Origin of the sequence: Xanthomonas arboricola pv. juglandis, assembly GCF_905367715.1 — a bacterium.
In the GTDB taxonomy this organism is placed as follows: Bacteria; Pseudomonadota; Gammaproteobacteria; order Xanthomonadales; family Xanthomonadaceae; genus Xanthomonas; species Xanthomonas arboricola.
Genome location: NZ_HG999362.1, coordinates 2,325,932 through 2,348,455, shown reverse-complemented (window position 1 = coordinate 2,348,455; position 22,524 = coordinate 2,325,932). Strand labels below are relative to the sequence as shown.

Below are 22,524 nucleotides of genomic sequence, written 5' to 3'. Positions count from 1 at the left end.
ACGCGTCACATCTAAAGAACGCAAGCGGGCCGGCAGACACCGGCAAGCTCAAGAAAGCCGGCTAGCGAACGCTACCGCTGTAGTTCTTCACCTCCCTCCCTCCCGAGAACACCATGAAATTTCTGCACTCCCTCAACGTCGGGCGACGCCTGGCGTTGGCATTCGCGTTGCTGATCGTCCTGCTGGCCGGTTCGACCAGCCTGGCGCTGTACGAATTCAAGACCGTCAAGAACCAGGTCTCGATCATCATCGAGATCAACAACCGCAAGGCGCAGCTGCTCAACCAGATGCGCGAGAGCAATATGCTGGGCGAGCGTTACATCCGCGACTTCATGCTGGCCTCGCCGCAGCAACAGCCCGCCATCGATGCACAGCTCAAGGCCAATCGTGCGCACTACGCCGAGTTGTGGGCTGCGCTGAAACGCCTGCCGACCACCGCCGATGGCATGCGGGCGCGCCAGATCATCGAAGACAGCCTCACCGCCGCCCGCGCCACCAACAACCGTCTGCTCGGCATGATCCGCAGCGGCGATCTGGACGGCGCCAAGCAGCTGTTGCGCGGCGAAGCACAGCCGTTGCTGGAGCGCCGCTCCAAGGCGATTGGCGCTGCGGTTGAATTGCAGAACGCGCAGAACGCCGCCGGTGCCGCCGCCATCCTGGGCAGCGTGGCGCTGGCCAACCGCGCGTTGATCGCCTTCGGTCTGTTGTCGGCCGGCCTGGCTGCCGCACTGGCCTGGCTGATCTCGCGCAGCCTGGTGCGTCCGTTGACCCAGGCCACCCAGGTCGCCGACGCCATCGCGCACGGCAAGCTGGACAACCCGATCGGCCCGCAGCCCGGCGATGAACCCGGCCAGCTGTTGACCAGCATGCGCGGCATGCAAGACCAGCTCAAGGCAGTTGCCGCCGCACAGCAGGACATGGCGCGCCGCCACGACGACGGGCAGATCAGCTTCCGCATGGACGAAGCGGTGTTTCCCGGCGAATACGGCAGCATGGTGCGCGACACCAATGCCCTGGTCGATTCGCATATCGCGGTGAAGATGAAGCTGGCGCAGATCATGTCGCGTTATGCCATCGGCGACCTGAGCCAGGACATGGACCGCCTGCCCGGCGAGAAGGCCGTGCTCTGCGACACCATGGATGCGGTCAAGCGCAATCTGTTTGCGATGAACAGCGAGATCAAGTTGCTGGCCCAGGCCGCGGCCAATGGCGATTTCAGCGTGCGTGGTGATACGCAGCGCTTCCAGTACGACTTCCTGGCCATGGTGGAGAGCCTCAACCAGCTGATGGCCACTGCCGATGGCAATCTGGGCGCCCTGTCCAAGGTGCTGCAGGCGATTGCCGCCGGCGACCTGACCGAGCGCATGCACGGCCAGTTCCACGGTGTGTTCGCGCAGATGCGCGATGACGCCAATGCCACCACCGAGCAGTTGTCCGGCATCGTCGGGCGCATCCAGCACGCCACCACCTCGATCAATGCGGCCGCCAGCGACATCGCCGCCGGCAACAACGACCTGTCGCAGCGCACCGAGCAGCAGGCGGCCAACCTGGAAGAAACCGCCGCCTCGATGGAGGAGCTGACTTCCACCGTTAAGCAGAATGCCGAAGGCGCCCGCCAGGCCAACCAGTTGGCGATCGGCGCAGCCGGCGTGGCCTCGCAAGGTGGCGAGGTGGTCAGCAAGGTCGTCGCGACGATGGCCGACATCCAGGCATCGTCCAGGAAGATCGCCGACATCATCAGCGTCATCGACGGCATCGCCTTCCAGACCAATATCCTTGCCTTGAATGCAGCGGTGGAGGCAGCGCGTGCCGGCGAACAGGGCCGTGGCTTTGCGGTTGTGGCCAGCGAAGTGCGCACGCTGGCGCAGCGCTCGGCCGGTGCGGCCAAGGAGATCAAGCAGCTGATCGACGACTCGGTGAGCAAGGTCGCCGAAGGCTCGGTGCTGGTGAATCAGGCTGGCACCACCATGACCGAGATCGTAGCCAGCGTGCAGCGCGTCACCGACATCATGAGCGAGATCTCCGCCGCCTCGCAGGAACAGTCGGCCGGCATCGAACAGGTCAACCTGACCGTGACGCAGATGGACCAGGCCACCCAGCAGAACGCGGCATTGGTGGAAGAAGCCACCGCCGCCGCCCGCGCGATGGAAGCACAGGCCGGGCAGCTGTCCGATGCGGTGGCGATCTTCAAGATCCAGCCGAACGCGGCACTGCCGTCGGCAAGCCGCACACCGGCCGCGCGGCATCTGACGGTGGTTTAAGCCGCAGGAACCTGCCTTCGTTCCCTCGTCCGGCGCTGCACGCCACCTTCTCCCGCGGGGAGAAGCAAACGCCCTGTCCGGTTTGACACGTCGGCATCGATACCCGAAACGCCCCGATCCTGTCGGGGCGTTTTGCCATGCGGCAGCGACTCACACACGCACCAGACCACCCCTGCGATCGCCAGGCAATGCTGCCGTTGGTCGAAAGGTGATCAAGCACAAGCTTCGGCGGCCGATACCAGGAGCACTGAGGGCTGCCTGGCCCGCGCCACGTCCAAGGAAGTCCGCATGCCTACCGTCAACTCACCACGCTCTGCCCGCCACATGCTGGGCTCGGTGTTCGCCGTCGCGCTGCTGGTTGCCAGCGTCTCGTTGCCGCCGTCCTTCGCAGCACCGGCCGCGCCGGTCTCGGTCCTGCTGGACAACGTGCCGGTGAACGCGCTGCAGTCGCTTGCCATCGACCTGGTGCAGTTGCGCGACGACCAGCGGGCGCAGCTTGCCGCAGCGCACGACCCTGCCCGCATCGAGGCCTATGACGAGCGCCTGGGCAACCTGCGTCAACGCATTGCACGGCATGCGGGCTACTTCCAGGCCAGCGCGCCGCAGGGCGAACAGGCGCGCCAGTTCGCGCTGGTGCAGCAGCAGTTGGGCCAGTACCTGGCGCAACATCGGCAGGCCAATCGCGCCCTGCACGATGGCGACCTGCAGTCTGCGCAGGCCCTGTCGCTGGGCCATGCCGGCGACACGCGCCACCTGCTGTGGACCGAACTGCAGACCCTGCAGCAGTCGGTGGCCAGCGTGGGCAACACGCAACGCAACTGAGCACTGCCCGCCCTGCGAGCCCGGTAGCCGCAGCGGCGTTGCAGCATTCCCGGTTAGCCAGCCCGGCGCTGCGCCAAACCACGCGGCCTGCCGTGCAGGTGCGCGTGCATCCTGCCCTGCCCCGGCTGATCCCGGTGCCGCCTGCCCTGCCCGCGCGGGTGCGCGCAATCGCCGCACGGCCCCGGCAATCGGATGACATGCCCGGCGTACAGCTACCGCCACCTCAAAAACCGCTGAAAAGCCGCCGTCGGACCGGCTGTCGCGCAGTGCTCAACATTTTGGGGATCAGGTCGCTATTCGACTTATCCCGGTCACATTCCTTTGCTGGATACCTGCCATGACCTTCAAGACCACGATTGCAAACACGCTGGCCAACGTTCCGCTCAAGCGCAAGTTCCTGGCGCAGACCGCGCTGGTGGCGCTGGGCATCATCGCGCTGGCGGTGATCGCCGCCCGCATGCAATACGTGGATCTCACCGATACGCGCCGCGATGGGCTCAAGAGCCAGATCGAGATGGCGATTGCGGTGGTCAACGGCTACGCCGAGCGCGCCGAGAAGGGCGAGATGGACGTGGACAGTGCCAAGAAAGCCGCGCTGCATACCTTGTCCACCATGCGCGCACGCGGCGGCGTGGATTACATCTACGTCACCGACCAGACGCCGGTGATGCTGATGCACCCCATCCGCCCGGATCTCAACGGCAAGCCGCTCAACGACGTGCTGAGCCCGGACGGCAAGCGCATTTTCCCGGCCTTCGTCACTGCGGCGCAGGCCGGCGGCGGCTACGTCGATTACGCCTGGGCCAAACCCGGCGAAAAGGAGCCGGTGCAGAAGACCTCGTACGCCGCGCTGTACAAGCCGTGGGGCTGGGTGATCGGCACCGGCGTGTATCTGGACGACACCCAGTCGCAGGCGCTGGCCTTCACCGGCGTCGTCACCCTGGCCGGCGGCGTGCTGGTGCTGCTCAACCTGCTGGTGGGCTGGCTGATCGGCAATTCGATCCTGGAGCCGGTGTCGCGTGCGCTCGCCGCCATCAAGGGCGTGGCGCGTGGCGACCTGAGCGTGCGCACCGCACAGCACGGCAGCGATGAAATCGGCCAGATGCTCAAGGCCACCGACGACATGGTGCACACGCTGGAGCGCTTCTCCGCGCAGACCAAGGTGATGGTGCACATGCACGCCGGCGAAGACGTCGGCCACCGCATGCCCACCGATTTCCCCGGTGTCTACGGCGAGCTGGCCGGCGGCATCAATACGATGATCTTCGAACACCTGGACGCCATCATCGATGCGATCGGCATCCTCAACGAATACGCGCAAGGCGACCTGTCGCGCGACGCCGCGCGCCTGCCGGGCACGCGCGCGGTGCTGCACGAAGCGATGGATGCGGCCAAGGCCAGCCTGCTGGCGATCAACACCGAGATCAAGCGCCTGGCCCAGGCCGCAGCCAATGGCGACTTCAGCCAGCGCGGCGATGCCACGCGCTTCAAGCACGACTCGGCGCGCATGATCAACGACCTCAACGCGATGATGGAAGTCAGCGACCGCAACCTGGGCAAGCTGTCCGAGCTGCTGGCCGCGTTGGCCGAGGGCGACCTGACCGCGCGCATGGACGGTCAGTTCCACGGCGTGTTCGCACGCATGCGCGACGACGCCAACACCACGGCCACGCAACTGGCCGGCATCGTCGGGCGCATCCAGCAGGCCGCCGGTGCCATCACCGGGTCGGCCAGCGAGATCGCCGCCGGCAACAACGACCTGTCGCAGCGTACCGAGCAGCAGGCCGCCAACCTGGAAGAAACCGCCGCCTCGATGGAGGAGCTCACCGCCACCGTCAAGCAGAATGCCGAGCACGCACGCCAGGCCAACCAGCTGGCGATCGGTGCCGCTTCGGTGGCCTCGCAGGGCGGCCAGGTGGTCAGCCAGGTGGTGGACACCATGTCCGGCATCCAGACCTCGTCCAGAAAGATCGCCGAGATCATCTCGGTCATCGACGGCATCGCCTTCCAGACCAACATCCTGGCCTTGAACGCGGCGGTGGAAGCGGCGCGTGCCGGCGAACAGGGCCGTGGGTTTGCGGTGGTCGCCTCGGAGGTACGCACGCTGGCGCAGCGGTCGGCCGGCGCCGCCAAGGAGATCAAGCACCTGATCGACGACTCAGTCGGCAAGGTCGCGCAGGGTTCGGCGCTGGTGGATCAGGCCGGCAAGACCATGGCCGACATCGTGTCCTCGGTGCAGCGCGTGACCGACATCATGAGCGAGATCTCCGCCGCCTCGCAGGAACAGTCGGCCGGCATCGAGCAGGTCAACCTCACCGTCACCCAGATGGACGAGAGCACCCAGCAGAACGCCGCGCTGGTGGAAGAAGCCACCGCCGCCGCCAACGCCATGCAGCAGCAGGCGCAGCAGCTTGATGAAGCGGTGTCCAGCTTCCGCGTGAGCGTTGCCTCACCCGCACAGCGCGGCAGCCGCAGTGCCGCGCGCGCGGAGGCCTTGCGCGTCGCCAGCTGATGACCGCCAGATCGCTCCCGCACCACCTCCCTCACTTCGAAGCCACGCCCATGCCCTCGTCCCCCACGCAATCCCGCTCCGGCGGCAGTCTGGCGTACCGCCTGATGCTCGGCACCGCCGTTGCTGCATTGCTGTGCTTCGGCCTCACTGCGGCGATCAGCTACTGGCAAAGCAGCCGCGCACTGATCGCCTCGGCACAGACCACAATGCAGAACGCCGCGCGCTATCAGGCCGAGCAGATCGGCAGCGAGCTGGGGCAGGCGTTCACCACCGGCCAGTCGGTCGCCAGCGCCTTGCTGGCGCAGCGTGCGCACGGCGGGGTGAGCCGCGAGGCGGCGTCGGCGATCGTGCACGACCAGTTGCAGAACCATCCCGAATGGGTGGGCATGGGCACGTTGTGGGAGCCGCAGGCCTTCGACGGCAAGGATGGCGACTATGTCGATGCCGAGGGTCACGACAACACCGGCCGTTTCATGACCTACTGGGCCTACAACGGCCAGTCGCTGATCCGCGAACCCCTGGTCGGTTACGAAAAACCCGGCGACGGCGACTGGAACCTCAAACCGCGCGAGCTGGGCCGGCAGATCGTGGCCGGCCCCTACGATTACCAGATCGGCGGCAAGCCGGTGCTGATGACCACCTTGTCCACGCCCATCATGGATCAGGGCAAATACGTGGGCGTGGTGTCGGTGGATTTCGCTCTGGCCGCGTTGCAGAAGCGCCTGAGCGGCTTGCGTCCGATGGACGACGGCTACGTCGAGCTGATCTCGCCCGCCGGGGTCATTCTGGCCTCGCGCGACGCTGCGCGGATCGGCAAGCCGGCCGACGGCGCCGACTATCGCACGATGCTGGCGGCCACCAGGGCCGGCAAGGACTATCTGGACTTCACGCCGGATGCCGCCGGTACCGTCAGCGCCTATGTGCCGTTGCAGATCGGCCAGGCGCAGGAGCGTTTTGCGCTGGGCGTGGTGGTGCCGTATGCGGCAATCATGCAGCAGGCACATCGGCTGTTGTGGACCATTCTGGCGGTCGGCCTGGGCTCGGCGCTGGTGCTCAGCCTGGCGCTGTTCGTACTGTTGCGGCGTCAGGTGGTGGGTCCGCTGGATGCCGCTGCCAAAGTGGCCGATGCGATTGCCTCCGGCAAGCTGGACAACCAGATTGCCGCGCAGCGCCAGGACGAAGTGGGCCGCCTGATGGGCGCCATGCAGCGCATGCAGACCGACCTGCGCCAGCGCATCGAACGCGATGCGCAGATCGCCAACGAAAACCTGCGCATCCGCACAGCGCTGGAACATTCGGAAATGGAAGTGCTGCTGGCCGACGAGCAGCACACTGCCGTGTTTATCACCGAGGCACTGCACACCTCGTTCAAATGCGGCGAAGCGGCGTTTCATGCCAAGGGCCAGCAGGGCTTCAGCGCCGATGCGGTGGTCGGCAAACCGCTGGACTACGTGTTCGGCAGCGATGCCGACGGCAAGGCGCGGTTGCAGCGCTTGCAGCAACTGCAGTCCACCACGCTGGAGCGCTACACCTTCGGCCCGGTGACGCTGGACCTGACCATGACCCCGCTCTACGCCGCCGATGGCCATCGCAGCGGCAGCATGCTGCTGTGGCGCAATGTCAGCGCCGAAGTCAGCACCCAGGCAGAGGTCGCCGCGCTGGTGCAGTCGGCGCTGATGGGCGACTTTGGCCAGCGTCTGGCGCTGGACGACAAGCACGGCTTCTATCTGGAATTCGGCCGTCAGCTCAACGGCTTGCTGGAAACCACCTCGCAAGGCCTGGAGCGTATCTCCGGCCTGCTCAGCGCGCTGGCCGAGGGTGACCTCACCGTGCGCATGGACGGGCAGTTCCAGGGCGTGTTCGCGCGCATGCGCGACGATGCCAACGCCACCGTGGCGCAACTCACCGGCATCGTCTCGGGCATCCAGACTTCGGCCACGCAGATCAACGCGGCCGCCAGCGAGATTGCCGCCGGCAACAGCGACCTGTCGCAACGCACCGAACAACAGGCCGCCAACCTGGAAGAAACCGCCGCCTCGATGGAAGAACTCACCTCCACCGTCAAGCAGAACGCCGAGCACGCACGCCAGGCCAACCAGCTGGCGATCGGCGCGGCCGATGTCGCCTCGCATGGCGGCGCGGTGGTGGCGCAGGTGGTCACCACCATGTCCGGCATCGAGGTCTCGTCCAAGAAGATCGCCGAGATCATCTCGGTCATCGACGGCATCGCCTTCCAGACCAATATCCTGGCCCTGAACGCGGCAGTGGAAGCGGCGCGTGCCGGCGAACAGGGCCGCGGTTTCGCCGTGGTCGCCAGCGAAGTGCGCACCCTGGCGCAGCGCTCGGCCGGCGCGGCCAAGGAGATCAAGCACCTGATCGACGATTCGGTTGGCAAGGTGGCGCAGGGCTCGTCGCTGGTACAGCAGGCTGGCACCACCATGGCCGAGATCGTCGCCAGCGTGCAGCGCGTCACCGACATCATGGGCGAGATCTCCGCCGCCTCGCAGGAGCAGTCCAGCGGCATCGAGCAGGTCAACCTGACCGTGACCCAGATGGACGAGGCCACCCAGCAGAACGCGGCATTGGTGGAAGAAGCCACTGCCGCTGCACGCGCGATGGAAGAACAGGCCGGCCAGCTGACCGATGCGGTGGCGGTGTTCAAGCTCAGCCACGCCGGCAGGCCGGCGGCGATTGCGCCTGCCGCCAGACCCATGGTCAGCGCGGTTGCGCCATCCACCCGGGCGCCGACCGACAAGAAGCGTGCGGCAGTACCGCCGCGTTCCCCCACCCGCAAGTCGCCCGGCAGTGTCGCCGGCAACGACAGCCAGTGGCAGGATTTCTGAGTGCAGCGTCTGCAGCTGCGCACGCGCGCAGCTGCGACGCAGGATGAAGCACATCCACTAGCGGCATTTCGCTGACCTGACACCCGACCCCGCTGCCCTGCCCGGCTCCGGCCATCGGCCACGCTTAAAGATTCAGCCGCCGTTGCCGCTAGCGAGGAGGACATCGGCGGCCTGCGTCCCAGCGCAGCAGCCGGTCCAGCAGCGCATCTGCCTGGTCGCCAGACCTGCACATGCGCCCGGAGATTCGCGCGTTCCAGGGGTCGCCATGAAGCCATGCCTTGTTGCCAGCTGTGTTGTGCTGTGTTGCGTCGTCGGCCATGCCCGCGCCGAAGATCCGATCGCCACCGACCGTCCTGATTTCGTCGAGTCCAGCCTCACCGTCGGCGACCGCCGGTTGCAGGTGGAAACCAGCGTCGCCTGGGAGCGCGATGCCTCGGTCGACGGATATTCCACGCCCACGCTGTTTCGCTACGGCCTCGGCCAAAGCTGGGAACTGCGGCTGGAAACCGACGGTTGGCAGCGCATCGACGCACCCGGCGAGGCCAAGGTGAGCGGCATGTCCGATGTGGCGCTCGGGGTCAAGCACCATCTTGTCGGGTCCGACGACGGCAAGGCCTCGCTGGCCTGGCTGCTGCATGTGGACCTGCCCAGCGGCGCCCGCGCCCTGCGTGGGCACGGTGCACGGCCATCGTTGCGGCTGGTGGCCGAATGGGAGCTCAGCGACAGCCTCTCGGCCGGGCTGATGCCCGGCGTGGTGTGGGACGACGATGGGCAAGGCAACCGCTACACCGCCGGTATCTTCGGCGCGGTACTGGGCAAGGCCTGGAACGAGCGCGTGCGCTCCTTCTTGGAAGTGGCATTGCCGCAGGTCGCCAACAGCGAGGACGGCGGCACCGTGGCATTGCTCGATGTCGGCTCGGCCTGGCTGCTGAGCAACGATGTGCAACTGGATGCGGTGTACAGCCGCGGCCTCAACGATCGCTCACCGGATCACGCGCTCGGCGTGGGTCTGTCTTTCCGCTTCTGAAACAGGCCACACAATGAAGATCATGCACATGCTGGGGATCCTGGTGCTGGTGGCAGCGTTGGCGCTGCTCGCGCTGGGCGGTGTCGGCTACAACGGTCAGCGCGGCCTGCTCGACGCGATCGCCGCACAGGTCATCTCCTCCGATGCGCTGCGCAACCACATGCAGGCCGACATGATGCACGACGCCCTGCGTGGCGACGTCACTGCCGCCCTGCTGGCCGCCTCGCGGCAGGACGCCGCCGCGATCGCGGAAGCACGCAGCGCGCTCGGCGAACACGCCACGGAATTTCGTCAGGCGCTGCAGGCCAACCGCAAACTGCCGCTGGACCCGGCATTGCGCAGCGATCTGGACGCGGCGGCACCGGCAGTGCAGGCCTATATCGGCGCGGCCGACCAGGTCATGACCCTGGCCGAGACGCAGGCCGACAGCGGCGCGGCCTACGCCGACTTCACCGCCAAGTTCGCCCAGCTGGAAACCCGCATGGGCGCGATCAGCGAGCGCATCCTGGCCTTGAACAAGGCAAATCGGCTCAAGGCCGAGCAGGACAGCCACCGGGTGATGTGGCAGCAAGGCGGCGCGGTGGTGCTCGCCTTCGTCTGCCTGGCACTGGCCGCCGGCTGGATCCTGCGCTCGGTGTTCGGCCTGCTCGGCGGCGAGCCGCAGCTGGCCATGAGCGCTGCGCAGCACATCGCCGAAGGTCGCCTGGACCAGCCCATTCCGGTGGCCGCACACCACACGCGCAGCCTGATGGCCGCATTGGCGCGCATGCAGCGCGACCTGCGCGAACGCCTGGAGCGCGAGCGCAGCATCGCTGCGGAAAACCTGCGCATCCGCACCGCGCTCGACAACGCCTCCACCGGCATGTACATCGCCGACCCGGACCTGACCATCATCTACGCCAACACCGCGCTGCGGACCTTGCTGCAGACCTATGCCGACGACATCCACGCCTGCGCGCCGGCGTTCGACCGCTCCAGCAGCCTGATCGGCCAATCGGTGTCCATGCTGGAAGTGGGCAATGCGCAGGATGCGGAGATCTATCAACGTCTGGATCGCCAGGATTCGGCGCAACGCCAGGTGCAGTACCGCGCGGCATGCATCACCCAGGATGTCTCGGCGATCCGCGACCCGGCCGGTGCGCATCTGGGCTTTGTCTGCGAATGGCGCGACCGCACCGCCGAGGCACGCGTGGAAATCGACGTCGCCGATGTGGTGCGCAGCGCCGCGGCCGGCGACCTGTCCAGGCGCATCGACAGCGCCGGCAAGCAAGGCTTCTTCCTGCAGTTGGCGCAGCAGCTCAATGCGCTGCTCGATGCCAACGCGGTCAGCATCGCCGAGGTCTCGCGCCTGCTCAGCGCACTGGCCGACGGCGACCTGAGCGCGCGCATGCAGGGCGATTTCCACGGCGTGTTTGCCCGCATGCGCGACGATGCCAACACCACCGCCGAGCAACTGGCGCTGGTGATCGGGCGCATCCAGCAGGCCGCCGGCAGCATCCACACCGCTTCCAGCGAGATCGCCGCCGGCAACAGCGACCTGTCGCAACGCACCGAACAACAGGCGGCCAATCTAGAAGAAACCGCCGCCTCGATGGAGGAGCTGACCTCCACCGTCAAGCAGAATGCCGAAAGCGCGCGCCAGGCCAACCAGCTGGTGATCGGTGCGGCCGGCGTCGCCTCGCAAGGCGGTGCGGTGGTGGCCAAGGTGGTCACCACCATGTCCGGCATCGAGGTCTCGTCGAAGAAGATCGCCGAGATCATCAGCGTCATCGACGGCATCGCCTTCCAGACCAATATCCTGGCCTTGAACGCGGCGGTGGAAGCGGCGCGTGCCGGCGAACAGGGGCGCGGGTTCGCCGTGGTCGCCTCGGAAGTACGCACGCTGGCGCAACGCTCGGCCGGCGCGGCCAAGGAGATCAAGCACCTGATCGACGACTCGGTGAGCAAGGTCGCCGAAGGCTCGGTACTGGTGCAGCAGGCCGGCACCACCATGGCCGAAATCGTCGCCAGCGTGCAGCGTGTCACCGACATCATGGGCGAGATCGCGGCAGCCTCGCAGGAGCAGTCGGCCGGCATCGAGCAGGTCAACCTCACCATCACCCAGATGGACGAGGCCACCCAGCAGAATGCTGCGCTGGTGGAAGAAGCCACCGCCGCCGCGCGCACCATGGAAGACCAGGCCGGCCAGCTGGCGCAGGCGGTGTCGCGCTTCACCCTCGCCGATGCGCCGGCGCCGATGGCGTCAGCGCCAGCGCCCGCAGCGGCAGTGGCTACGCTCAAGCGTGGCCCCGGCGCAGCGGCTGCACGCAAGCCGGCAACCACGCCGGTGGTCGCCACTAGCAACGACGGGCAGTGGCAGGACTTCTGAGCTGCGTGTGCAGGCGGCCCAAGCCTGGGCCGCACCCGCGTAGCGGCCGCGCCACCGGCGTGCCCGCCCTGCCCGCCGCGGCGGCACCGTTCATCCTTCAAAGATAAAGAATCATGCCGGGCAGCCGCTAGCGTGCTGGAGAGCGTTCCTGCGCAATGCCCCGGAGTTACTGATGAACAAGTTCAACGATTGGCCGATCCGCCGCAAACTGATGTTTGCCTTTTGCCTGAGTGCCGTGCTGACCGCCCTGCTCGGCGGGCTCGGTTTTTCGCGCATGCAGCAGATGCAGCAGCAGACCACCCTGATCAACCAGGACGTGGTGCCGGTGCTGAGCCGTCTGTCCGAGCTGCGTGGCTTTGCCGGCGAATTCCGTGTCTATGAAGTGGGCCAGTTCGTCAATCTGGACGATCCGGAACGCTATGCGATGTTCTTCAAGCGCATGGACGAGATCCAGGCCAAGTACGTCGAAACGCAAAAGCTGCTGGACGCCAAGATCGGCGCCGGCTCGCCGCTGCAGGCCGAATACGCCAAGCTGAGCGATGCCAGCACGCGCTACTTCGCCGCCAACCAGCAGCTGCGCAAGCTCTATGCAGAACCCGACCGCGCTGCGGCGATGGAATTTTCGCGCAAGCAGTCCGGCGAGATCCGCAAGGAACTGTTCGCCTCGGTCGACAAGCTGTATGCCCAGCAATCCAAGGCCCTGAGCGACATGGTCGCGGCCAGCGACGCCTCGTTCAAGCTGACCAGCGCGGTGCTGCTGATCGGCACGCTGCTGATGGCCGCGCTGTCGGTGACCTTTGGCTGGCTGATCGCACGCAGCATCACCAATCCGCTGTCCAAGGCGCTGGGCGCCATCAAGGCGGTCTCGCGCGGCGATCTGAGTGTGCAGGTCAACAAGACCAGCAACGATGAAATCGGCCAGATGCTCGACGCCACCGGCGGCATGACGCAGATGCTGCGCCGCTTCAGCGACGAAACCGCGCGCATGTCGCACCTGCATGCGGCCGAAGACATCACCCACCGCATGCCGGAGGATTTCCCCGGCGTGTATGGCACCCTGGCCGGCGGCATCAACACGATGATCTTCGAGCATCTGGATGCCATCACCGACGCGGTGCGCATCCTCAACCAGTACGCACAGGGCGACCTGACCCAGGACGCACGCCGTCTGCCGGCCAGCCGCGCCATCCTGCATGAGGCGATGGATGCGGCCAAGGCCAGCCTGTTGTCGATCAACACCGAGATCAAGCAGCTGGCGCAAGCCGCAGCGGCCGGCGACTTCAGCGCACGCGGCGACGCGGCGCGCTTCAAGTACGACTTCGCGGTGATGGTGGCGGACCTGAACTCGATGATGGAGGTCAGCGACCGAAATCTGGGCAAGCTGTCGCAGCTGCTCGGCGCCGTGGCCGAAGGTGATCTGACCGCACGCATGGATGGCGACTTCCACGGCGTGTTCGCGCGCCTGCGCGACGATGCCAATGCCACCACCCAGCGCCTGACCGACATCGTCGGGCGCATCAAGCACTCCACCCTGGCCATCAACACCGCCGCTGGCGAAATCGCCGCCGGCAACCAGGACCTGTCGCAGCGCACCGAACAGCAGGCCGCCAACCTGGAAGAAACCGCCGCCTCGATGGAAGAGCTCACCTCCACCGTCAAGCAGAACGCCGAACACGCACGCCAGGCCAACCAGCTGGCGATCGGTGCCGCCGATGTCGCCTCGCACGGCGGAAGCGTGGTCGGCCAGGTGGTCACCACCATGTCCGGTATCCAGACCTCGTCCAAGAAGATCGCCGAGATCATCTCGGTGATCGACGGTATCGCCTTCCAGACCAACATCCTGGCCCTGAACGCGGCGGTGGAAGCGGCGCGTGCCGGTGAACAGGGCCGCGGCTTTGCGGTGGTCGCCTCGGAAGTGCGCACGCTGGCGCAGCGCTCGGCCGGCGCCGCCAAGGAAATCAAGAGCCTGATCGACGACTCGGTCAGCAAGGTGGCCGAAGGCTCGGCGCTGGTGAACCAGGCCGGCACCACCATGAGCGAGATCGTCTCCTCGGTGCAGCGCGTCACCGACATCATGAGCGAGATCTCCGCCGCCTCGCAGGAACAGTCGGCCGGCATCGAGCAGGTCAACCAGACCGTCACCCACATGGACGAAGCTACCCAGCAGAACGCCGCGCTGGTGGAAGAAGCCACCGCCGCCGCGCGTTCGATGGAAGAACAGGCGCAGCAGCTCACCGAAGCGGTGGCCTTGTTCCGCTTGTCGGCCGAACTGGAAGCGGTGACGCGTGCCACGCCGGTGGTGCGCCAGATCGCTGCCAAGCGGCCTGCCCCCGCCAGCGCAACGGCGACCAAGCCGCCGGTCGCCAGGCCCGCTGCACGCGCCGCAGTGGCGCTGGCACCGTCCAACGAGTCGGATTGGGCCGAGTTCTAGGAAACGCCGCAGCGGCCGCGCACTGGCCGCTGTGAAACACAAGCCGCGCTCCCGGGAGCGCGGCTTTTTTATTGCCGCATCGTTTTTTAAAAGACATATCAACCCGATAGGCAATAAAACAACTTTAAAATAACCTTTTACTTATGTAGCAATATGCCTATTGTCGAGTTCGGCATTATCTCCGCCGGTAGCGATTACAAAACCCGATTAACTCCACCCCTTGCGACTTATATTTTTCACAAGCCTGACCGAGTTATATATTTTTTTGATATCGAGGTATTCAGCGATGCGGTCGCGCGCCGTTACTGCGCATAGCGACATGTCACGCAGACACTGGTTGGCGTTGCCTGGTCGCTCCCATCCATCGCCTAAAGCCTTCCAGGATCTGTCATGACTGCACTTCTCCAACGCTACAACGTCGGCCCTCGACTAGCGGCGGCTTTTGCTGTCCTGATCGTACTATCCGGCATCATTGCGTTTATCGGTTATCGCGGCCTCACCTCTGCACGTGCGCTGGTGGACCATCTGGTGCACCAGAACATGGAGAAGATCCGCCTCTCCCACGACATGATGAATGCCAATTACATCATTGCGATGCAGATCCGCAACGTGGTCCTGCCGACGTCCAATGAAGATAATCTCAAGTTCATCGAGATCATCAAGACCGCGCGCGCCGATTACCTCAAGGCACGCGAAACCCTGTATGCAATTCCGCCTTCCGAAGAAGGCAAGGCCATCCGGGCGGAAATCGATCGCCGCCGTGCGGTCGCCAAGGTCCTGAACGACAAGGTCATCGACCTGGTCATGACCGGCCGCAGCGACGAGGCGCTGCCCTTGCTGCTGACCCAGGCCGCGCCGGCGATGCAGCAATGGCAGGACAAGATCGCCGAGAACATCGCCCTGCAGGACAAGCTGGCTGGTGAGGCCTCTGCGGTCGCACTGCAATCCATGGACGACTCGCGCAAGCTGCTGGTCGGCGGCTCGCTGCTAGTGGTGCTGCTGAGCGGCGTGCTGGGCCTGCTGATCACCCGCAGCCTCACCCAGCCGCTGAGCCGCGCCACCCGCGCAGCCGAATCGATTGCCGGCGGCAAACTGGATAACGACGTCGACACCCAATTCAACGACGAAAGCGGCCGCCTGCTCAAGGCGATGAGCAAGATGCAGCTGCAGCTGCGCAACCTGCTTGCCGCGCAGACCGACATGGCCAAGCGCCACGACGACGGCCAGATCAGCTTCCGCATCGATGCCGCTGCCTTCCCCGGCGAGTACGGCCGCATGGCGCACGACACCAACATGTTGGTGGGCTCGCATATCGCGGTGAAGATGCGCCTGGCGCAGATCATGGGCCGCTACGCGATCGGCGACCTGTCCGAGGACATGGAAAAACTGCCCGGCGAAAAGGCCGTGCTCAGCGAGACCATGGCGCAGGTCAAGGTCAATCTCGGTGCGATGAATACCGAGATCAAGCACCTGGCCGTGTCGGCGGCCAACGGCGACTTCAGTGCCCGCGGCGATGCCGAGCGCTTCCAGTACGACTTCCGCCTGATGGTGGAAAGCCTCAACAACCTGATGTCCACCGCCGACGGCAACCTGCAGTCGCTCTCCACGCTGCTGCAGTCCATCGCCGCCGGCGACCTCACCGCACGCATGAGCGGCGACTTCCGCGGCGTGTTCGCGCAGATGCGTGACGACGCCAATGCCACCGCCACGCAGCTGGCCGAGATCGTCAGCGGCATCAAGGCCTCGGCGGTGTCGATCAAGGGCGCTGCCAGCGAGATCGCCGCCGGCAACCAGGATCTGTCGCAGCGCACCGAGCAGCAGGCCGCCAACCTGGAAGAAACCGCCGCCTCGATGGAGGAGCTCACCTCCACCGTCAAGCAGAACGCCGAGAGCGCACGGCAGGCCAACCAGCTCGCCATCGGCGCGGCGGGCGTGGCCTCGCAGGGCGGCGAGATCGTCAGCAAGGTGGTCGAGACCATGAGCGGCATCGAAGCCTCGTCCAAGAAGATCGCCGACATCATCTCGGTCATCGACGGCATCTCGTTCCAGACCAACATCCTGGCCTTGAACGCGGCGGTGGAAGCCGCCCGCGCCGGCGAGCAGGGCCGCGGCTTTGCCGTGGTCGCCTCGGAAGTGCGCACGCTGGCGCAGCGCTCGTCCGCGGCCGCCAGGGAGATCAAGGGGCTGATCGACGACTCGGTGCAGCGTGTCTCCGAAGGGTCGGTGCTGGTGCACAGCGCCGGCAAGACCATGGGCGAGATCGTGTCCAGCGTGCAGCGGGTCACCGACATCATGGGCGAGATCTCCGCTGCCTCGCAGGAGCAATCCTCCGGCATCGAGCAGGTCAACCAGACCGTCACCCAGATGGACGAGACCACCCAGCAGAACGCCGCGCTGGTGGAAGAAGCCACCGCCGCCGCACGTGCGCTGGAAGACCAGGCCACCCAGCTCACCGACGCGGTGGCGGTGTTCAAGACCGATGCCGGCTATGCCCTGGCGCCGGTGCGCACCGCCGCGCCGCGGCCGGTGGTGACTCCCGCGCTGAAGGCCAAGGTGGTCGCGGCCGGACGCACCGCCGCGTCCAAGCCGCGCCCCGTGGTCACCGCGCCGATCAACGACGCCAGCTGGCAGGAGTTCTGAGCCAAGCGAGCACAACAGTCTGAATGGAGCCGGTCGGCATCGATGCCGACCGGCTCAAGGCATAACTGTTATCGGCCGATAGGCTGCGTACGCCTATGAGAACCCTCCATGACCACGTCGCCCGCGCTGTCGCCGCAGACCGCCCCACCCTCTCCGCAGCGCTGGAGCAGCCGCTGGGATGATCTGGCGATCGCCAAGAAGCTCGGCATGATCGGCATCCTGGCGCTGGCTGGCCTGGTCATTCCGGTACTGCTGTACAGCGGCAAGCTCAACGAAAGTGTGGCCATCAGCAGCAACGAGTTGCGCAGCTACGCGCCGCTCGGACAGATGCTGGGCCTGATCACCGATCTGCATGCCGCCCACGTCGACAGCGGCAACGCCGCCCGCGCCGCGGCCACGCGCGCCGATCGCGATCTGCAACAACTGCTGGCCACCACCGCCACGATGCCGGGCTTCGAACGCAGCCAGAAGGCCTTGCTTGGCCTGCAGCAGCGTCACGTTGCCAGTGCCGCTGCAGACGGCTACGCCGCGGTCAGCGAGCAGGCGTTTGCTGCGCTCGACGCCTTGCGCGACGACAGCCAGCTGGTCTACACCCCCTATATCGAGAGCTACCACCTGGTGGTGGCCACGCTGATCTATAGCCCCGATGCCACCGAGTCGCTGACCCGCCTGGATGCGGCCAGCGACCCGTCGCAAGCCGCCGACAGCCGCGCCATGCTGCGCGAACAACTCGGCCAGCTGGCCCGCAGCCATGCGCGCTTCCGGCATGAGCTGGACAAGGCGATGGGCCTGCTGGAACAACCCGACCCCGCCCTGGCCAATGCCGCCAGGACCGAAACCACGCGTGCAACCGCGGCGCTGGCCGCGCTCGGCACCGCGCTGGACGGCAGCGACGCCAACGCCGACACCCAGTGGAACGCTGCGCTCGACGATCTCGGCCAAGCCATGCAGGCGCTCAGCAGCGTCTCGCTGCAGGCCCTGCAGCGCCAGTCCGAACGCCACCTGGCCGATGCCCGCAACGCGATGTGGCAGGCCATCGCCGGGCTGTCGCTGCTGGCGGTGCTGATCACGGCGCTGGGCTGGTACACCTTGTCCCGGCTGACCCGCAACGTGCGCCGCGCCGCTGCGGTGGCGGCCAATATCGCCCAAGGCCAGCTCGGCGAGCGCATCGTCGCGCCCAGCCGCGATGAAACCGGCCAGCTGCTCGACAACATGCGCCGGATGCAGGAGCAGCTGCAGCGCGTGCTGGCCGCCCAGAGCGAGATGGCCCAGCGCCACGACGCCGGCCAGATCAGTTATCGCATGGACGCGGAGACCTTCCCGGGTGCGTACGCCACCATGGTGCGCGACACCAATGCCCTGGTCGGCACGCATATCGCAGTGAAGATGAAACTCGCCCAGATCATGTCGCGCTATGCCATCGGCGACCTGAGCCAGGACATGGACCGCCTGCCCGGCGAAAAAGCCGTGTTCAGCGACACCATGGACGCGGTCAAGCGCAACCTGTTTGCGATGAACAGCGAGATCAAGTTGCTGGCCCAGGCTGCGGCCAACGGCGATTTCAGCGTGCGGGGCGATACGCAGCGCTTCCAGCACGACTTCCTGGCCATGGTGGAAAGCCTCAACCAGCTGATGGCCACCGCCGATGGCAATCTGGGCGCGCTATCCAGCGTGCTGCGCGCCATTGCCGCCGGCGACCTCACCACCCGCATGCACGGCGACTTCCACGGCGTGTTCGCGCAGATGCGCGACGATGCCAATGCCACCGTGGCGCAGCTGGCCGATATCGTCGGACGCATCCAGCAGTCCACCGACGCCATCAACGATGCCGCCAGCGAGATTGCCGCCGGCAACCAGGACCTGTCGCAACGCACCGAGCAGCAGGCCGCCAACCTGGAAGAAACCGCCTCCTCGATGGAAGAACTCACTTCCACCGTGCGCAACAACGCCGAGCATGCGCGGCGCGCCAACCAGCTGGTGGTCGGCACCGCCGCGGTGGCCTCGCAAGGTGGCACGGTGGTCGGCGAAGTGGTCGGCACCATGGTCGGCATCCAGGCCGCCTCGCGCAAGATCGCCGACATCATCTCGGTCATCGATGGCATCGCGTTCCAGACCAATATCCTGGCCCTGAATGCGGCCGTGGAAGCGGCACGCGCCGGCGAACAGGGGCGCGGTTTTGCGGTGGTCGCCTCCGAGGTGCGTACCCTGGCGCAGCGCTCGGCCGGCGCGGCCAAGGAGATCAAGCAGCTGATCGACGATTCGGTGAGCCGGGTCGAGCAAGGCAATGTGCTGGTCAGCCAGGCCGGCCGCACCATGCAGGACATCGTCGATTCGGTGCACAGCGTCACCGAGATCATGCACGAGATCAGCGAAGCCTCGCAGCAGCAGTCGCAGGGTATCGAACAGGTCGGCCAGACCATCGCGCAGATGGACCAGGCCACCCAGCAGAACGCCGCGCTGGTGGAAGAAGCCACCGCCGCCGCACGTTCGATGGAAGCACAGGCGCAGCAGCTGCGCGATGCGGTGTCGGTGTTCCAGCTGCAGGCCGCTGCCAGGCCGGCCAGGCTGGTGCGTGCCGCGTAAGGCGGTTACGCGCGCAGCTGCATGCGCGCCAAGTCGCACACATGTGGGCCAGCGCACAGAGCCATCGTGCAACAGGGTCGCCGGCGCCGGTGTGCTGACCGATCGTGGCCGCGCAACACCGCCTGGGCCGCGCAATCAAGCGCTGCCGCCAGACTGGAACCAACGCAGCGGCATGACGTCTCCGCTGCGGACCCCACGTCAATCTGCCCGGCAGCCGTTTGATGTCTGGCGCAGGCAATGCCCTGCTCTCGCACGCCGCTGCGACAACGTCGCATAGCCGGCCCCATCACTGCATCGGCCAGGGATTTCCACCCGGCCATCTCGCAACGGCAACGTCGTACCACGCCCAAAAGGGTGAGACAGATGTGAATCCGCCGATGGATGCATCGGTGTTGATAGCGCTCCCATCGACGTTTCCGGTCCATTTGTGCACATGCGCGTCACTTCAGTGACGGCCACCCATACGCAGCGGTGGGCACGCGTTCAGTCGTCCAGGCACCGGCCGTTACCTACCACGCACGCATACCTGCCTTGCAATTGCCGGGGTCACCACGCGGTGGCCCGGGTGATGGATCGGTTGGATGCCTGCCCCGCTGCACCCGTGTACCGCCCACGCGTTCTCCCCGACGCGTCTTGTTCTTCCTTGCCAACTGCCTCGAGACCCCCAAAATGATCGCTCTTCTTCAACGGTACAACGTCGGCAAGCGCCTGAGCTTCGCCTTTGGCACGCTGATCCTGTTGTCGTGCGCGCTGGTCGCCGCCGGCCTCTACACGCTGGCGCAGGCCCGCGAACGCATGGACACGGTGGTCAACCGCAACATCACGATCATGCAGTACGCACAGGACATGACCAACGCCACCTCGGTCATCGCCGTGCAGCTGCGCAACATCGTGTTGCCGACCTCGCAAGAAGACAATCTGCGCTTCTACGCCATCATCAAGGACCAGCTGAAGCGCTACGAAGACACCCACCGCAAGTTGTACGAATTTTCTGCATCGCCCCAGGCTACCCAGATCCGCGAACGGATCGACCTTGCCAGCGACCAGGCCCGCAAGACCAACGAAGCGGTCGCGCAGCTGGGCCTGACCGGCAAGGCTGATGAGGCACTCAAGCTACTGCTGGAAAAGGCCGCACCGGGCACGCAGCAATGGCAGGATGCGTTGACGGAGTATTCCGATCTGCAGCGTCAGCGCACCCGGGAAGCCTATGTGGCCACGACGGCAGAAATGGCCCGCGGCCGCGCGATGTTGATCGGCGGCGGCCTGGCGGTGGTGCTGTTCAGTACCCTGCTCGGCTTCCTGATCACCCGCAGCCTGGTGCGCCCGTTGACCCAGGCCACCCGCGCTGCCGAAGCGATCGCCAACGGCAATCTCGACAACGACGTGCGCACGCAGTCCAACGACGAAACCGGCCGCCTGTTGCAGGCCATGGATCGCATGCAGGGCCAGGTGCGCAACCTCATCACCGCACAGCTGGACATGGCCAAGCGCCACGATGACGGCCAGATCAGCTTCCGCATGGATGCCGGCGCCTTCCCGGGCGACTTCGGCCGCATGGCCAAGGACACCAACGAGCTGGTCGCCGCGCACATCAAGGTCAAGATGCAGACCATCCATCTGGTGGAGCGCTATGCGATCGGTGACCTGAGCGAAGACATGCCGCAGCTGCCGGGCGAAAAAGCCGCCATCACCACGGCAATGAATCAGGTCAAATTGAACCTGTCGACGATGAACGCCGAGATCAAGCAGCTGGCACAGGCCGCCGCCAACGGCGACTTCACCGCGCGTGGCAATGCCGAGCAGTTCCAGTTCGACTTCCGCATTATGGTGGAAAGCCTCAACACCTTGATGGCCACCGCCGACGGCAACCTGCAGTCGCTGTCCGGCCTGCTGCAGTCGATCGCCGCCGGCGATCTCACCGCACGCATGAGTGGCCAGTACCAGGGCGTGTTTGCACAGATGCGCGACGACGCCAACGCCACCGCCGAACAGCTGGCTGGCATCGTGGGCCGCATCCAAACCGCTGCCGACGCGATCGGCCTGGCCTCGGGCGAAATCGCCTCGGGCAACCAGGATCTGTCGCAGCGCACCGAGCAGCAGGCCGCCAACCTGGAAGAAACCGCTGCCTCGATGGAAGAGCTCACCTCCACCGTCAAGCAGAATGCCGAACACGCCAGCCAGGCCAACCAGCTCGCCATCGGCGCGGCAGCAGTGGCCTCGCAAGGCGGCGATGTGGTGGCCAAGGTGGTCACCACCATGTCCGACATCCAGAGCTCGTCGAAGAAGATCGCCGAGATCATCAGCGTCATCGATGGCATCGCCTTCCAGACCAACATCCTCGCCCTGAATGCAGCAGTGGAAGCAGCGCGTGCCGGCGAACAGGGTCGCGGCTTTGCAGTGGTCGCCAGCGAAGTACGCACACTGGCGCAGCGCTCGGCCGGTGCGGCCAAGGAGATCAAGCACCTGATCGACGACTCGGTCGACAAGGTCACCCAGGGTGCCACCCTGGTCGACCAGGCCGGCACCACCATGGCCGAAATCGTCGCCAGCGTGCAGCGCGTCACCAACATCATGGGCGAGATTTCCTCTGCGTCGCAGGAGCAGTATTCCGGCATCGAGCAGGTCAACCAGACCGTGACCCAGATGGACGAAACCACCCAGCAGAATGCCGCGCTGGTGGAAGAAGCCACCGCCGCCGCACGGGCGATGGAAGAACAGGCCCAGCAGCTCACCGAAGCGGTGGCCGTGTTCAAGGTTGCCGAACACGCACCGGTGGCGCGCCAGTTGTCGGCCATTGCCAACGCGCCCGCCAATGCCCGCAGCACACCGCGTCCGATCGCCCGCACCAGCACTCCCGCGCGCCGCAGCACCGCTGCTGCGTCGGCAACGGCAAACGACGTGGGCGACTGGCAGGAGTTCTAAACCGCCAGCAAGCACTGTCAGCACATCGACAGCAGTGCACGCCAGTTGCTGCAACCGGCGTGCACGGTGCGCGGGATACACATGCTCGGCACCACGCTCAAGCACCCGGCCGTGC

The 22,524-nt window shown here is 66.1% G+C and carries 9 protein-coding genes and 1 pseudogene; all 10 read left to right on the top strand.

The window, feature by feature from the left end; all coding sequences use genetic code 11:
- Nucleotides 1-113: 113 nt before the first annotated feature.
- Nucleotides 114-2,249: pseudogene (locus tag KHN93_RS21675) on the top strand (methyl-accepting chemotaxis protein); the annotation flags it as partial.
- Nucleotides 2,250-2,549: 300 nt separating this feature from the next.
- A complete protein-coding gene (locus KHN93_RS10250) occupies nucleotides 2,550-3,083 on the top strand; it encodes a hypothetical protein (RefSeq protein ID WP_104559314.1) in 534 nt (177 codons plus the stop codon).
- 337 nt (nucleotides 3,084-3,420) lie between these two features.
- Nucleotides 3,421-5,595 carry a methyl-accepting chemotaxis protein gene (locus tag KHN93_RS21840; protein WP_212579533.1) on the top strand — a complete coding sequence of 725 codons (2,175 nt, stop codon included), beginning with the start codon at nucleotides 3,421-3,423 and terminating at the stop codon, nucleotides 5,593-5,595.
- Nucleotides 5,596-5,645: 50 nt separating this feature from the next.
- Complete coding sequence (locus KHN93_RS10240; protein WP_212579532.1) at nucleotides 5,646-8,438, top strand: methyl-accepting chemotaxis protein; 2,793 nt, start codon at nucleotides 5,646-5,648, stop codon at nucleotides 8,436-8,438.
- A gap of 265 nt (nucleotides 8,439-8,703) precedes the next feature.
- Nucleotides 8,704-9,465, top strand: coding sequence for a transporter (locus KHN93_RS10235; RefSeq protein ID WP_212579531.1), 762 nt, complete (start codon nucleotides 8,704-8,706; stop codon nucleotides 9,463-9,465).
- Between the two features lie 13 nt (nucleotides 9,466-9,478).
- Nucleotides 9,479-11,833 carry a methyl-accepting chemotaxis protein gene (locus KHN93_RS10230; RefSeq protein WP_212579530.1) on the top strand — a complete coding sequence of 785 codons (2,355 nt, stop codon included), beginning with the start codon at nucleotides 9,479-9,481 and terminating at the stop codon, nucleotides 11,831-11,833.
- A gap of 172 nt (nucleotides 11,834-12,005) precedes the next feature.
- Nucleotides 12,006-14,264: a methyl-accepting chemotaxis protein gene (locus KHN93_RS10225; protein ID WP_212579529.1), complete on the top strand. Its 2,259-nt coding sequence runs from the start codon at nucleotides 12,006-12,008 to the stop codon at nucleotides 14,262-14,264.
- 390 nt (nucleotides 14,265-14,654) lie between these two features.
- Nucleotides 14,655-16,904 carry a methyl-accepting chemotaxis protein gene (locus KHN93_RS10220; protein WP_212579528.1) on the top strand — a complete coding sequence of 750 codons (2,250 nt, stop codon included), beginning with the start codon at nucleotides 14,655-14,657 and terminating at the stop codon, nucleotides 16,902-16,904.
- A gap of 108 nt (nucleotides 16,905-17,012) precedes the next feature.
- Nucleotides 17,013-19,487, top strand: a complete 2,475-nt coding sequence (locus tag KHN93_RS10215) for a methyl-accepting chemotaxis protein (protein WP_212579527.1) — start codon at nucleotides 17,013-17,015, stop codon at nucleotides 19,485-19,487.
- A 669-nt stretch (nucleotides 19,488-20,156) separates the two neighbouring features.
- Entirely contained in the window at nucleotides 20,157-22,409 is a 2,253-nt protein-coding gene (locus KHN93_RS10210; RefSeq protein WP_212579526.1) for a methyl-accepting chemotaxis protein, read from the top strand.
- The last annotated feature ends 115 nt before the right edge of the window (nucleotides 22,410-22,524 follow it).

What these genes read in the sequence shown, in the direction of transcription:
- KHN93_RS10250 (WP_104559314.1), top strand. Translation starts at nt 2,550, where the DNA reads ATGCCTACCGTCAACTCACCACGCTCTGCCCGCCACATGCTGGGCTCG.
- KHN93_RS21840 (WP_212579533.1), top strand. Translation starts at nt 3,421, where the DNA reads ATGACCTTCAAGACCACGATTGCAAACACGCTGGCCAACGTTCCGCTC.
- KHN93_RS10240 (WP_212579532.1), top strand. Translation starts at nt 5,646, where the DNA reads ATGCCCTCGTCCCCCACGCAATCCCGCTCCGGCGGCAGTCTGGCGTAC.
- KHN93_RS10235 (WP_212579531.1), top strand. Translation starts at nt 8,704, where the DNA reads ATGAAGCCATGCCTTGTTGCCAGCTGTGTTGTGCTGTGTTGCGTCGTC.
- KHN93_RS10230 (WP_212579530.1), top strand. Translation starts at nt 9,479, where the DNA reads ATGAAGATCATGCACATGCTGGGGATCCTGGTGCTGGTGGCAGCGTTG.
- KHN93_RS10225 (WP_212579529.1), top strand. Translation starts at nt 12,006, where the DNA reads ATGAACAAGTTCAACGATTGGCCGATCCGCCGCAAACTGATGTTTGCC.
- KHN93_RS10220 (WP_212579528.1), top strand. Translation starts at nt 14,655, where the DNA reads ATGACTGCACTTCTCCAACGCTACAACGTCGGCCCTCGACTAGCGGCG.
- KHN93_RS10215 (WP_212579527.1), top strand. Translation starts at nt 17,013, where the DNA reads ATGACCACGTCGCCCGCGCTGTCGCCGCAGACCGCCCCACCCTCTCCG.
- KHN93_RS10210 (WP_212579526.1), top strand. Translation starts at nt 20,157, where the DNA reads ATGATCGCTCTTCTTCAACGGTACAACGTCGGCAAGCGCCTGAGCTTC.